Here is a 13508-nt window from a genome sequence, read left to right as displayed (position 1 = left end):
AAATGGCTCAGAAGAAGAATGCAACTGCGCACATCAAGCGCTCCGAGCGTAAGAACATTGCCGTTGGCGCTGCGCATATCAAGTCCACGTTCAACAACACGATCGTGAGCATCACCGATCCCCAGGGCAACGTGATCTCGTGGCAGTCCGCCGGCACCGTCGGCTTCAAGGGCTCCCGCAAGTCCACTCCGTTCGCGGCTCAGATGGCTGCCGAGGCTGCCGCCAAGACCGCTATGGAGCACGGCCTGCATAAGGTGGCCGTTTTCGTGAAGGGCCCCGGTTCGGGCCGCGAAACCGCCGTCCGCTCCCTGCAGGCAGCTGGCCTCGAGGTTTCCAGCATTCAGGATTGCACGCCCATCCCGCACAACGGTTGCCGTCCGCGCAAGCGTCGTCGCGTGTAGTTGAAAGGATTTAGATCATGGCAATTGACAGGACTCCGGTTCTGAAGCGCTGCAGGCAGCTGGGCATCGAGCCCTCCGTCCTCGGCTATACCACTAAAGAATCCAAGCGCGAGCCCAAGCGCCGCCGCAAGGAGAGCGAGTACGGCCAGCAGCTTCGCGAGAAGCAGAAGGCCAAGTTCATCTACGGCGTTCTGGAGAAGCAGTTCCGCAGCTACTTCAAGCGCGCCAAGGCTATGGAGGGCGTCACCGGCGAGAACCTCCTCACCATCCTCGAGTCCCGCCTCGACAACGTGGTGTTCCGCCTCGGCTTCGCCCGTACTCGCAAGGAAGCCCGCCAGGCGGTCACCCACGCTCACTTCACCGTGAACGGCCGCAGCGTCGACATCCCGTCGTACCGCGTCCGCCCCGGCGACGTGATCGCGGTCGCTCCCAAGGCCAAGGAGCTTTTGGTTATCAAGAGCGCCCTGGTCAGCAACGAGCGCGTTGCCGTTCCCGCATGGCTCGAGGTCGATATCGAGAAGCTTCAGGGCAGCGTTTCGTCGCTTCCCACGCGTGATCAGATTGATCTGGACATCAACGAACAGCTCATCGTCGAACTCTACTCGAAGTAATCACGCCCAAAGTAAGGAGGCTTACCAAGCATGACAGAGTTCATGAGGCCTACAGTTACAACGGAAGAAGTGAGCGACACCCTCGCTCGTTTCATTGTCGAGCCGCTCGAGCGCGGCTACGGCAACACTCTGGGCAACTCGCTGCGTCGCGTTCTGCTTTCGTCTTTGGACGGCGCGCGTGCGACGGCGATCCAGATCGAGGGCGTGCAGCATGAGTTCACCACCGCCGAAGGCGTCATCGAAGACATCACCGATATCGTTCTGAACGTGAAGGGCCTGGTCTTCCAGGCTCTCAACTCCGACATCGAGCAGGCCATCGCCCATGTGTCCGTCGAGGGCCCCTGCGTCGTGACCGGAGCCGACCTCGAAGTTCCCACCGAGTTCACGCTGATCAACCCCGAGCACGTCATCGCGACGGTCGCCGATGGCGGCCAGCTCGAGATGAGCGTCCGCATCGGCGTGGGCCGCGGCTACGTTTCGGCCGAGCGCAACAAGCGCACCGAGGACCCCATCGGCATCATCCATGTCGACTCGCTGTTCTCGCCGGTGCGCCGCTGCACCATGAACGTGGTCAACACCCGCGTCGGCCAGCGCACCGACTACGACAAGCTGGTCCTCGAGGTCGAAACCGACGGATCTTCCACCCCCGTCGAGGCGGTCCTGCGCGCGGTGAACATCATCAACCAGTACATGGGCGCCTTCATGGTCCTTTCCGGAGACGAAGAGGAAGAGGAGATGGAGATCCCCTCGATCTTCACCCCCGAGGGCCAGGAGACCAACGTCGAGCTCGACAAGCAGATCGAGGATCTGGACCTTTCCGTCCGCTCCTACAACTGCCTGAAGCGCGCCGGCATCCATTCCGTGCGCCAGCTGGTCGAGTTCTCCGAGAACGACCTGCTGAACATCAGGAACTTCGGCGCCAAGTCCATTGAGGAAGTGAAGGACAAGCTCATCTCCATGGGCTTGAACTTGAAGCTATAGGAGATACGAGACCATGAGACACAACTACAAGGGCCGCAAGCTCGGTACCGACACGAGCCATACGCGTGCGATGAAGCGCAGCCTCGTCAGCGCTCTTCTGGCCAACGACCGCATCAAGACCATCGAGTCGCGCGCCAAGGAGATCCGCCCCGACGTCGATCGCATCATCACCTGGGCGAAGAAGGGCGACCTTCATTCCCGCCGCCTCGCCATCGCCAAGCTCGGCGGTGACAAGGAACTGGTGCGCGAGATCTTCGAGAAGGTCGAGCAGGGCCTGTTCGCCGACCGCAACGGCGGCTACACCCGCATCATGAAGCTGGGCTACCGCAAGGGCGACAACGCCCCCATGGTGGTCATGGAGCTGTGCACCGAGCCGGTGAAGAAGAAGGCCGCCAAGGCCGCTCCGAAGAAGGTTGCCCCCAAGAAGGTCGAGGCGACCGAGGAGAAGCCCGCCGAGGCCGAGGTCGTCGAGACCGAAGCCGCCGAGGCTGCAACCGAGGCTCCGGTCGAGGCCAAGGCCGAAGAGGCCAAAGCCGAGGAGACGAAGGCCGAGTAGCCTGTCGTTTCCACCCATGCGAAAGCGAGAACGGATCCGGCTTGCCGGATCCGTTTTTTCATGCCCGTATGTCATACTGGGACGATGCCCTTTCGGTTCAAAACATACTATCCGGGGAAATCCCCCGTTCATCGCTGCGACCCGCGCGTCAAGATCGCGTTGCTCGCAGCTTTGTCGGTGTGCGCTTTCCTCGTCGGGACGATCGCGGGGATGGGCGTGCTCGCGCTTTCGGTGTCATGCTGCGCCCTTGCGTCGCGCATTCCCCCGAAGGCGCTCGTCGCGCCGCTTGTCCCCGTAGGCGTCCTCGGAGCTTTCGCGCTGTGGTTCTCGGCTGTGAACGGGGCGGGGGCAGAAGCGGGGACGGTTGTCGCCCTGCGCATGCTGGTGCTGGTCGAAGCCAGCATGGTGGTGGCGCTCAGCACCGCGTCGAGCCAGATCATGGGTGCGATAGCGCAGATGATGGCCCCTTTGCGAAGCGCGAGGGTCCCCGTGGACGATATCGTTGTGACGCTGACGCTGGCCCTGGCGTTCATTCCCGCCATCGCCGCCGAGATATCTCGGGTTCGCTGCGCCCATGCATCGCGCGGCGCCGAGGCCGCAACGGGTCTGAGGGCGACTCTCGCACGTTGGGGAAGCGTGTTCTCCTCTGTGTTCGTCGGGCTGTTCGACCATGCCGATTCCCTGGCTCGGGCGATGGACGCGCGCGCTTACGGGGCGGCGGGCGAAAGGACGTCGCTCAATGCCTTGAAGGCGCGCCCCTGTGATGCGGCGGCGCTTTTCCTAGGCCTGGTGGCGATGGCTGTCGTGGGGTTCTACTCTCTTAGGGGATAGTTTTTGATGGACGCACGCCATCAGGCAGAACAAGGGAGTCTTACAAGGAGTCCAAGATGGCGTGGGCAGTTACGGCCAGGTTCAGGTCCCCTCTCTTCTCCGTGAGGAAACAGAGGATGCATCCCGCAATGGCATATCCTGCGATCGACGATGCGATTGCGATGATTGGTGGTGCTCCGATCAGGATTTTGCTAACGGAGTGACAGAGGCCCCATATGGCTCCGGAAAGAAGTCCGGCCATCGCAACGGGAAACTCCATACGGGAAGCGTCGAGGGCCGCTTTCATTCTTGGGAACAGCAAACCCCTGAATAAAAGCTCTTCCGGCAATGCAACGAAAAAGAACAGGTAGACAGGTTTGTACAGCTGCGCGATGCCTGCGCCCAATTTCGCAGCTAACACAAGGCTGATCAGACCGTAGATAGCGATCGAAACGACGAGTTCCCTGTTCGCGTTCAGCATGAAACTTTGCTTAGGGTTCCTGCGGATCAAAAGCAAAGCAGGTATCGCAACAACAAGGCCAGCGAGAAGATCGAATGCCGCTCTTTGAAACAGCGAGCTTAAGGTCAGTCCGTCAAAGGAGGGGCATAACCCGTTTTGCATACCGAAGAAGACCAACGTGCTTTCCGCTAAGCAAACGGACATGATCAGGAAAGATATGTTCACCATTTTCTTCATAGGTTCACTCTGCATACCCTGATTCTTTTCTCAAGTCCTTCCACAAAAGGGTAGTCATGGGTTGCGATGATGATTATTTTGTCTTTGTAGATAGAGGTAAGGTGCGAGGCGAGCTGGTTTGATGCTGTATTTAATAACTAAAGACACTTTATTTAAAAGAGTTATATAAAGGCAACATTTTAGGCGATTGAAATTATTTATCGAAAGCTTATTGTGCAAGCTTTGCTGTTTTCCGTGTTCGAACGCGGGTCCGGGTTTCGCAACCGCCGGGCGGGCGGCTTCGACGGGATCTGCAGTGCGGATGCTATCATCTAGCTGTCGTTCAATACTGCAGTATGTCGAGGAGGCATAGATGAGCATCATTATCGATGTGTACGGACGCGAGGTTCTCGATTCACGCGGCAACCCCACCGTCGAGGTCGAGGTCACTCTCGACGACGGCTCGTTCGGCCGCGCCATGGTTCCCTCCGGGGCCTCCACCGGCGCGTTCGAGGCCGTGGAGCTGCGCGACGGTGACAAGGGCCGCTATCTGGGCAAGGGAGTGCTCACGGCAGTGAACAACGTGAACACCGACATCGCAGGCGAGCTCATCGGCTTCGAGGCGACCGACCAGCGCGCCATCGACGAAGCCCTCCTCGAACTGGACGGCACCGACAACAAGGGCCGTCTGGGAGCCAACGCCATCTTGGGCGTGTCCCTCGCAACCGCGCGCGCCGCGGCCGAGTCGTCCGCCCTGCCCCTGTACAAGTACGTGGGCGGCGTGAACGCCTACGAGCTGCCCACGCCCATGATGAACATCCTCAACGGCGGCGTGCACGCCGACAACAACGTGGACTTCCAGGAGTTCATGATCATGCCCGTGGGGGCCTCCACGTTCGCCGAGGGCCTGCGCTGGTGCGCCGAGATCTACCACACGCTGAAGAAGGTCCTGCACGATGCCGGCCTCGGCGGAGGCGTTGGCGACGAGGGCGGCTTCGCCCCGAACTTCACCACCAACGAAGAGCCGCTCCAGTACATCGTGCGCGCCTGCGAAGCCGCCGGCTACCAGCCCGGCTCCGATATCCTGTTCGCGATGGACCCCGCGTCCACCGAGTTCTACGACGCCGACAAGCAGCGCTACGTGCTGGCGGGCGAGGGCCGCGAGCTCACCAGCGACGAGATGGTCGACTACTGGGCTGCGCTCGTCGAGAAGTACCCCATCGTGTCCATCGAGGACGGCATGGCCGAGGAGGACTGGGACGGCTGGAAGAAGCTCACCGACCGCATCGGCGGCAAGGTCCAGCTGGTGGGAGACGACCTGTTCGTCACCAACTCCGAGCGCCTTGCCAAGGGCATCGAGCTGGGCTGCGCGAACGCGATCCTCATCAAGGTGAACCAGATCGGCAGCCTCACCGAGACCCTCGACGCCATCCAGATGGCCAAGCAGGCCGGATACGCCTGCGTCATGAGCCATCGCTCCGGCGAGACCGAAGACACCACGATCGCCGACCTGTCCGTGGCTCTCAACACCGGCCAGATCAAGACGGGCGCCCCGTGCCGAAGCGACCGCGTGGCGAAGTACAACCAGCTCATCCGCATCGAAGAAGAGCTCGACACCCAAGCTCGATATGCAGGCCGTCTGGCGTTTTACAACATCGAGTGCGAGTAGTCGAGCTGCTCGACAGCGCGTCGGTCCGTTGTGATATTCTCAACAGACGGCACGTGTCCGATGCGACTTTTCCGCACCCTGCGCGTTCGTGCAGGGTGCTTTTCGTATGACCTGTTCGTGCGGTATCTGCACCTACTTGCTTTGAAAGGCGATGAACCGTGGAAAAAACGGCAATTCCCGAGATGATCTCACTTGAAGAGGCCCGCCAGCTGGTTCTTTCCAAAGTGCGGCCGCTTCCGATCGAATCCGTGCCCTTGCACGATGCGGTCGGCCGCCCCGCCGCCGCCAACCTTGCCAGCGATATTGACATCTCCCCGTTCGCGCACAGCGCCATGGACGGCTTCGCGTTGCGAGCCGACCAGATCGCCCGTGCGTCCGGGGAGTCTCCGGTCGAGCTGGACGTCATCGCCGAGGTCGCTGCGGGCGATGTGTTCGAGGGCGAGATCGGGGAAGGGCAGTGCGTGCGCATCATGACGGGCGCCCCGCTTCCCGAGGACGCCGATTGCGTAGTGAAATACGAGGTCGTAGGCGTAGTGAGCGGAGAGGGGAAGCCGGGTGGCCGCGTGTCGTTCTCGGCTCCCGCCAAGGTGCGGTCCAATGTGAGGGAGGCCGGCGAGGAGGCCAGGGCCGGCGAAGTCGTAGTGCGCGTCGGCGAGGTCGTCGGCAGCGCCGGCGTGGGGTTTCTGGCAGGTTGCGGCGTGACGTCGGTGCCGGTTCATCGCAGGCCCCGCGTCGCCATCGTCTCGATCGGGTCAGAGCTGGTCGAGGCCGATCAGGTTCCCTCGCGCGGCAAGATCCGCAACTCCAACGCCCATGCGCTTGCGGCCTGCGCCTCTGCGGCGGGCGCCGTCGCCGTCCGGCTTCCCATCGTCGAGGACTCGCTCGAGGCCCTGCAAGCCCAGATCAAGCGCTGCGCCTCCGAATACGATTTCGTGGTGACCAGCGGCGGGGCGTCGAACGGCGATTTCGATTTCATCAAGCCCGCCATCCAGGGCGCAGGGGAGCTTCTGATGGCCACCGTGAACATGCGCCCGGGAAAGGCCCAGGCGTTCGGGCTGGTGGACGGCACGCCGGTGTTCGGCCTTCCGGGGAACCCGGCCGCTGCTTATCTGGGTTTCGAAATGCTGATCAGGCCCGCTCTTAGGAAGATGCAGGGTTTCTCGAACTTCGAGCGCCCGCGCGTGAGGGCCCGTTTGGCAAGCGATTTCAAGAAGAAGGACCCGCGCCGCATCTTCCTGCGCTCCACGCTGACCAAGGCGGAGGACGGATCGTACGTTGTCGCCCCGGCGAAGAACCAGAGCTCGGGGCTGTTCGGCGTCATCCAGCGCAGCAATTGCTTCGCCATCATGCCCGAGGGGCTGGAATCGCGCGAAGCGGGGTCGCTGGTCGAGTGCGTCCTGCTCGACGTGAGCGAAGACGTGGCCATTTAGGGAAGGAGCGTCGCCATGTCCGTTGAAAAACCGACGTTTTGCATCGTCACCTGCTCTGACACGCGCGGGATGAAGCAGGATACGGCGGGTGCGGCCCTCGAGGCGCTCATCGCCGAGCAGGGTTGGGAGTGCATCGACCATGTGGTGGTCAGAGACGAACGCGACCTGATCTCGGCCGCCATCGTGCGCGGTGCCGACGAGCTGAAGGCCGATGTCGTGCTCACCTGCGGCGGCAGCGGATTGTCCCCGCGCGACGTCACGCCCGAGGCGACCATGGACGTCTGCGAGCGCAACGTCCCCGGCATCGCCGAGGCCATGCGCGCCCACAGCCTGTCCATCACGCCGTTCGCGATGCTTTCCCGCGCCCTGTGCATGCAGCGGGGCCGCACGCTGGTGCTGAACCTTCCCGGCAGCGAAAAGGCGGCGCGCGAGAACTGGGCCGGCGTGGTGAAGGCGCTTCCGCATGCCGTGTCCATGATGGCGGGAGGCGGTCACTGATATGTATTCGTCCGATCTGCCCAACGGGTTCACGGGGATGCCCCGGAAGAAGAGCGGCGGGACGCTGTTTTCGGACGCGTCGCCGTCCCCCGAAAACGGAGCCCGACCCTCCGAGGGCGACGGGGGCGCCCTCGCGCAACCTTCCCGCGGACGCCTGACGCTCGACGTCGAGCAGGCCGATGCGATAGAAGAGTCGCTGCGCCGCTGGTCGTGGGTGAATATCGATCTGAGTGCTGTGCGCCACAACGTGCGCGAGGCGCGCAAGCTCATTCCCCGCTCGACCCGCCTGCTGGCCGTGGTCAAGGCCGATGCCTACGGGCACGGCGCCGTGAAGGTTGCGGAAGCGGCGCTTTCCGCCGGGGCCGATCATCTGGGCGTGGCGACCGTGTCTGAGGGAATAGAGCTGCGCCGCGCGCAGATCGGCGCTCCGATCCTCATCCTGTCGCAGCCGCCCGCAAGCGCTATCCCCTTGCTTTTGGCCTACAACATCATGCCCTCGGTGTACGAGTCCGAGTTCGCCGTCCAGTACGGCGAGATGGCCGACGCGCACGGCATGGAGGCCCCGTTCCATCTGGCGGTGAACAGCGGGATGAACCGCATCGGCGTCCGCTACGACGAGGTGGTTCCCTTCATGATGCAGATCGGGTTCCATCGGGCCCTGAAGCTTGCGGGCGTGTTCACCCATTTCGCCACCGCCGATGCCCCCGAGCCGTTCGAGTTCGACGTCCAGGCGCATCGGTTCGAGGAATCGATCGCGGCCCTGCGCCAGATGGGGGTCGATCCGGGTATCGTCCATGCGGCGAATTCGGCGGCCACGGTTCGCTATCCGGGCGTCCACTACGACATGGTGCGCTGGGGGATCTGCATGTACGGGTTCCACCCGTGTCCCGAAACGCGCCTGAGGGTCGCGCTGAAACCGGTGATGAGCGTGCACGCGCGCATCACCGACGCGCGCCTGGTCCCCATGAGCGAGGGCGTGAGCTACGGGTTCAACTACCGCTCTCCCGGCAGCGTGAAGATCTGCACGCTGCCCATCGGATACGCCGACGGCCTGGTGCGCGGGCTTTCGGGCAGGATCGACTTCCTGTTGAAGGGAAGGCGCTTCCGCCAGGTGGGAAACATCTGCATGGACCAGTGCATGTTCGAGGCTGACATGCGCTCGTTCGCCACGCGCACGCGCATCGACCCGCAGGTGGGCGACGAGGTCGTCATCGTCGGGGAGCAGGGGGACGAAGCGGTCACCATCGATGATATGGCTGCTAAGCTGAATACGATATCGTACGAGGTGGCGATCGGGTTTTCCCATCGCATGCCGCGTTACTACCTCGGTTAGGACGGAGTGGGCTCATGGCGGATTCCCGTACTTTGGATGATGTGAGGGCCGATGTCGCGGCCTGTCGCCGCTGCCCTCTGTGCGACGGGCGGACCAACACCGTGTTCGGCAACGGAGACCCGCATGCGCGCGTCTTGGTGGTCGGTGAAGCCCCGGGTAAGAACGAGGACAAGCAGGGCGAGCCGTTCGTGGGCGCCGCAGGGCGCAACCTGTCCGAGTTCCTGGAGATTGCGGGGCTCAAGCGCGAGGAGATATTCATTGCCAACGTGCTGAAGTGCCGCCCGCCCGACAACCGCGACCCGCGCCCCGACGAGATCTGCGCCTGCGCCCCGTTCCTGCGCGAACAGACGCGCCTGATCGACCCCGAGGTGATCGTGACTCTGGGCAATTTCGCCACCAAGTTCATCCTGAAAACCGAGCGCGGCATCACCAGCCTGCACGGGCAGACGTTCATGGCGGGCAGGTTCAAGGTGTTTCCCATGTTCCATCCCGCAGCGGCGATCTACGATCGCACCAAGCGCCCCCTGATCGAGGAGGATTTCGCGCGCCTTGGCGAGGTTCTGCGCGCGGGCGGTGCGAGCGCGTCGGCAGAGGGCGCGGCGCCCGTGGACGCCCGATGACCCCGTTCGACCCGATCGCCTACATCAACGAGCCGCGCTGGCAGCACTCCCGCCTGGGGCTCGAGCGCATAACCGACCTGTTGGAGCGCTTGGGGAGGCCCCAGGATGAGCTGAGGTTCGTCCATGTGGCGGGCACCAACGGGAAAGGTTCGACCTGCGCGTTCATCGAGTCGATCCTCCGCGCCGCCGGGTATCGGACCGGTCTGTTCACCAGCCCCTTCATCCTGCGGTTCGAAGAGCGCATCCGCGTGGACGGCCTCGATATCTCCCTTTCGGATCTCGGCGAGGCGACGCTTGAGGTGCGCGATGCGGCCGAAGCCCAGTTCGAGGAAACCGGCGAGCATCCCACCGAGTTCGAGCTGATGACCGCGGTCGCGCTCGTGCATTTCGCCCGGAGCGCCTGCGACGTGGTCGTGCTCGAGGTCGGGCTGGGCGGGCGCCTGGACTCGACCAACGTCGTCGATGCGCCCGAGGCGTGCGTGATCACGCGCATCGGACTGGATCACACCGGTTTGCTGGGCGATACGGTTTCCCAGATAGCGGCCGAGAAGGCGGGCATCGTCAAAGCGGGTGCCGCCGTGGTGTCGTACCCGCAGGAGCCGTCTGCCCGCGCGGTTATTGAACGGGTTGCCGCAGATGCCGGTTGTACCGTTGTCGAGCCCGACCTGGGCGAGCTGGAGGTTGGCGGCGGTGTCGGGCGCGGTCGCCGGGCGTTTTCGTATCGCGGGCGGCCCTTCGAGACGCGCATGCTGGGAAGCTACCAGCCGGCGAATGCCGCAGTGGCCCTCGAAACCGTCGAAGAGCTGCGAAAGCGCGGATGGGACATCTCCGACGACGCGGTCGAACGCGGCGTCGCGTCGGCGTTTTGGCCGGGCCGCTTCGAGGTGAGGGATGCGCGGGGGGCATGGCCCGCAACCGTCATCGACGGGGGGCACAACCCGCAGGGCGCTTGCGCGCTGGCCGATTCGCTGAAAGACGCGTTTCCCGGCCAGTCGTTCACGTTCGTCATGAGCGTGCTGGCAGACAAGGACTACCGCGCGATGATCGACGCGCTTTCGCCCTTGGCGCGCGCCTTCGTATGCACCGCACCCGACAACCCCCGTGCGCTTGCGGCCGACGACCTGGCTGAAGCGGTGCGGGCGCAGACCGAGGGGCGCTCGGTCCCGCTGGAGGTGGTCGTTGCGGGCGATATGGCCCATGCGCTGGGCATAGCGCGCCGCCTGACGGGCGAGGGGGGCGTCATGTGCGTGTTCGGGAGCCTGTACGCCCTGTCCGCCGCGTACGCGGTTTTGGACGGAGGGGATTCCTAGGCGGTTTCGCGCACGAGCTCCCAGAAGGCAACGGCGCTCGACGCCGCCACGTTGAGCGAGTCCACTCCGTGGCGCATGGGGATGCGCACGGTCATGTCGCAGTGTTCGAGCGTGGTGCGCGACAGCCCGTACCCTTCCGTTCCGAACACCAGGGCTATCTTGTCCTGTGCGCGGACGCGCGGATCGTCGAGGGGGATCGAATCGTCCTCAAGCGCCATGGCGGCGATGGTGAACCCCAGTTCCCGCAGCGTACGGGAACCGTCGGCGAACCAGGTGCGCGGGTCGCCTTCCATGCGGGTCCACGGCACTTGGAACACCGCGCCCATCGACACGCGCACGGCGCGGCGGTACAGCGGATCGTAGCAGGCGGGGGACACCAGCACGGCATCGGCCCCGATGGCGGCCGCCGAGCGGAATATGGCGCCGACGTTGGTGTGGTTCCGGATATCCTCCAAGACGGCCACGACCCGTGCGTTTTCCAGCGTCTTTTCCACCGATGCGAGCGCGGGTCGGCGAAAGGCGCACAGGGCGCCGCGCGTGAGCTCGAACCCGGTGAGCTGCCGCAGCTCGCTGCGCGGGGCCGCGAACACGGGCACGTCGGGATGCTCGCGTTCGATGCGGCCGATGACCGTTTCGAGCTGGCCGAGGTACTCGGGGGCCGTCAGCAGGGACAGCGGAATGCAGCCTGCGTCGAGGGCGCGGCCGATGACCTCGACGGTCTCGGCTATGAAGACCCCCTTCTCCGGTTCGATCCGGCTGCGCAGCGCAACGTCGGTGAGACGGGCGAAGGGATCGAGGCGCGGGTCGGAGAGGCGGTCGATGGAAACGAGCGGCACGGCGGGGTCCTTTCGAAGGGTTCGGGATCAAGTATACCCTGTGCGATTTTCAACCGAACGCCCGGAGCGGCGCTATACTCGATGCAGTGCAGTCGTGAGTTCAGGAGCTCATGCATGGCTATGAATGAGAACGACCCCGAAGGGTCGCTGTGCGACGGGGAACGCGCTGCGGGCTCCGGCGCGTTCTATGATTTCGTCGAAACGGTTGCCGCCCTGCGCGCACCCGAAGGGGGCTGTCCCTGGAATCGGGCGCAGACCCACGAATCGCTGACCGAGTACCTGGTGGAGGAAGCCTACGAGGCGGCCGACGCGATCGAGGCGCGGGACACCCGGCGCGTCGAAGAGGAGCTCGGCGATGTATTGCTCCAGGTGGTTCTGCAAAGCCAGATCGCAGCCGAGGCGGGCGAGTTCACCATAGACGACGTGTGCGCGACCGTCGATGAGAAGATGGTGCGGCGCCATCCCCATGTGTTCTCGGATGCCGCCGGCGGGGACGCGAACGAGGTCGCCCGCCTGTGGGAGCAGGTCAAGCTGGCGGAAAAGGAAGAGGCGGCGCGCCGTGCATCCGAATCGGGCCGCATTCCCAGCCTGCTCGACGACGTTCCGCGCTCGTTTCCCGCGCTTCTCCAAGCCCAGAAGATCTCGCGTAAGGCGGCGGCTGCCGGCTTCGAGTGGGATGCGCTTGACGGGGTGTGGGCCAAGGTGCGCGAAGAGGAAGCCGAGCTGCGCGAAGCCTACGCGGCGGCGCCCAAGTCGGAAGACGGGCGCATGCTGCGCGGCGCCGATGCGACCGATCCTTTGGTGGAAGCTGCCGAGCTGGAGTTCGGCGACCTCCTGTTCGCGCTGGTGAACGTGGCGCGGCATATGGGCATCGATTCCGAATCGGCGCTGCGGCGCACCTGTGCGAAGTTCCGCTCCCGCTGGGAGTCGATGGAGGGGGAGGCCCGGGCTTCCCGCACGCAGATCGACCGGCTGACCGCCGATGCGCTCGAAGGGTTGTGGCAGGCGGCGAAGGACAGGGAGGGCGCCGAACATGGATCAGAGTAGCTCGCTGACCGAACGGATCGAGCGGATCGACCCGCATCGCTCGCTGGTGAAGCCGGGAGAGGAAGACCTGATGGTGGAAACATCCGAGAACGCCCGCCGGTTCTTCGCCGACGTGCTTCCCATGCTGGCCCGCTACCATGCGGCCATGCGCGAGATGGAGGTGCGCTTCGAGATCATCGATCGGGACCTCAGCGTCCGGCGGCACCGCAACCCCATCCACCACGTCGAATCGCGCGTCAAGGACCCGCGGGGCGTTTACGAGAAGCTGGCCCGCTACGGCAAGCCCCAGACGGTCGCCAACGCCGAGCGCTACGTTATGGATATAGCCGGCGTTCGGGTGATCTGCTCGTACATTCATGATGTCTACGAATTATGCGAAATGCTGAAACGCCACGACGACCTCGAAGTGGTGAACATCAAGGACTACGTGGCGAACCCCAAGCCCAACGGGTATCGCAGCTTGCATATGATCGTCAAAATACCTGTTCACTTTGTTGACAGAACCGACATGATTCCCGTCGAGGTTCAGATACGGACCATCGCGATGGACTTCTGGGCCAGTTTGGAGCACGAGCTGAAATACAAGGCGGTAAGCGAGGTCGCAGGCATCGACTCATACGACGAATTACGTGATTGCAGCAGAATTATACGGAATGTTGAATCACGAATGCGGATCCTCGCCCAGGCCCTCGATGCCGAATAAAACAGCCGACTGTGTTAAATCTTCAAT

Annotated in this window: 15 protein-coding genes; 13 read left to right on the top strand and 2 right to left on the bottom strand. The window is 63.7% G+C overall.

Annotated elements, in window-relative coordinates:
- The first annotated feature begins 2 nt into the window (after nt 1–2).
- From rpsK to JI75_RS06870, 5 genes are read left to right on the top strand one after another with little or no spacing between them, the layout of a single operon-like run.
- Nucleotides 3–401 carry a 30S ribosomal protein S11 gene (gene rpsK, locus JI75_RS06890; protein ID WP_039689780.1) on the top strand — a complete coding sequence of 133 codons (399 nt, stop codon included), beginning with the start codon at nt 3–5 and terminating at the stop codon, nt 399–401.
- A 17-nt stretch (nt 402–418) separates the two neighbouring features.
- The gene (gene rpsD / locus JI75_RS06885) at nt 419–1012 is read left to right on the top strand and encodes a 30S ribosomal protein S4 (RefSeq protein ID WP_039689778.1); all 594 of its coding nucleotides are present in this window, start codon (nt 419–421) and stop codon (nt 1010–1012) included.
- A gap of 30 nt (nt 1013–1042) precedes the next feature.
- Nucleotides 1043–1993, top strand: a complete 951-nt coding sequence (locus JI75_RS06880) for a DNA-directed RNA polymerase subunit alpha (RefSeq protein ID WP_039689776.1) — start codon at nt 1043–1045, stop codon at nt 1991–1993.
- Between the two features lie 13 nt (nt 1994–2006).
- Nucleotides 2007–2549 (top strand): 50S ribosomal protein L17, encoded by a 543-nt coding sequence (gene rplQ / locus JI75_RS06875; protein ID WP_039689774.1) that lies wholly within the window; start codon nt 2007–2009, stop codon nt 2547–2549.
- 60 nt (nt 2550–2609) lie between these two features.
- Entirely contained in the window at nt 2610–3380 is a 771-nt protein-coding gene (locus JI75_RS06870) for a CbiQ family ECF transporter T component (protein ID WP_082019804.1), read from the top strand.
- 40 nt (nt 3381–3420) lie between these two features.
- Here the strand turns inward: JI75_RS06870 and JI75_RS06865 are convergent, their stop codons facing one another.
- The gene (locus tag JI75_RS06865) at nt 3421–4056 is read right to left on the bottom strand and encodes a CPBP family intramembrane glutamic endopeptidase (RefSeq protein WP_158407632.1); all 636 of its coding nucleotides are present in this window, start codon (nt 4054–4056) and stop codon (nt 3421–3423) included.
- A gap of 352 nt (nt 4057–4408) precedes the next feature.
- Here JI75_RS06865 and eno point away from each other — a divergent pair, with 352 nt between their 5' ends.
- From eno to JI75_RS06835, 6 genes are all read left to right on the top strand, one after another.
- Nucleotides 4409–5704, top strand: coding sequence for a phosphopyruvate hydratase (gene eno, locus JI75_RS06860; RefSeq protein ID WP_039689768.1), 1296 nt, complete (start codon nt 4409–4411; stop codon nt 5702–5704).
- A 173-nt stretch (nt 5705–5877) separates the two neighbouring features.
- Nucleotides 5878–7134 (top strand): molybdopterin molybdotransferase MoeA, encoded by a 1257-nt coding sequence (locus tag JI75_RS06855; protein ID WP_039690737.1) that lies wholly within the window; start codon nt 5878–5880, stop codon nt 7132–7134.
- 15 nt (nt 7135–7149) lie between these two features.
- Complete coding sequence (locus JI75_RS06850) at nt 7150–7632, top strand: MogA/MoaB family molybdenum cofactor biosynthesis protein (RefSeq protein WP_039689766.1); 483 nt, start codon at nt 7150–7152, stop codon at nt 7630–7632.
- A gap of 1 nt (nt 7633) precedes the next feature.
- A complete protein-coding gene (alr, locus tag JI75_RS06845) occupies nt 7634–8965 on the top strand; it encodes an alanine racemase (RefSeq protein ID WP_082019803.1) in 1332 nt (443 codons plus the stop codon).
- Between the two features lie 14 nt (nt 8966–8979).
- Nucleotides 8980–9585, top strand: a complete 606-nt coding sequence (locus JI75_RS06840) for a uracil-DNA glycosylase (RefSeq protein WP_039689764.1) — start codon at nt 8980–8982, stop codon at nt 9583–9585.
- On the top strand, nt 9582–10895 hold the full coding sequence (locus JI75_RS06835; protein ID WP_039689762.1) for a bifunctional folylpolyglutamate synthase/dihydrofolate synthase: 1314 nt from the start codon (nt 9582–9584) through the stop codon (nt 10893–10895). Before JI75_RS06840 ends, JI75_RS06835 begins: the two co-directional genes overlap by 4 nt.
- Here JI75_RS06835 and JI75_RS06830 read toward each other — a convergent pair.
- The gene (locus tag JI75_RS06830) at nt 10892–11731 is read right to left on the bottom strand and encodes a TrmH family RNA methyltransferase (protein ID WP_039689760.1); all 840 of its coding nucleotides are present in this window, start codon (nt 11729–11731) and stop codon (nt 10892–10894) included. The two genes, JI75_RS06835 and JI75_RS06830, sit on opposite strands and share 4 nt — an antisense overlap.
- 114 nt (nt 11732–11845) lie before the next feature.
- Here JI75_RS06830 and mazG point away from each other — a divergent pair, with 114 nt between their 5' ends.
- Both mazG and JI75_RS06820 read left to right on the top strand, forming a co-directional pair.
- A complete protein-coding gene (mazG, locus tag JI75_RS06825; RefSeq protein ID WP_082019802.1) occupies nt 11846–12778 on the top strand; it encodes a nucleoside triphosphate pyrophosphohydrolase in 933 nt (310 codons plus the stop codon).
- On the top strand, nt 12765–13481 hold the full coding sequence (locus tag JI75_RS06820) for a GTP pyrophosphokinase (protein WP_039689758.1): 717 nt from the start codon (nt 12765–12767) through the stop codon (nt 13479–13481). The genes mazG and JI75_RS06820 overlap by 14 nt, the downstream gene beginning before the upstream one ends.
- Nucleotides 13482–13508 lie beyond the last annotated feature (27 nt).

Source organism: Berryella intestinalis, from assembly GCF_000814825.1.
Classification (GTDB): Bacteria; Actinomycetota; Coriobacteriia; order Coriobacteriales; family Eggerthellaceae; genus Berryella; species Berryella intestinalis.
The sequence above is the reverse complement of the archived record's forward strand: the minus strand, read 5'-3'. Positions and strand labels throughout refer to the sequence as shown.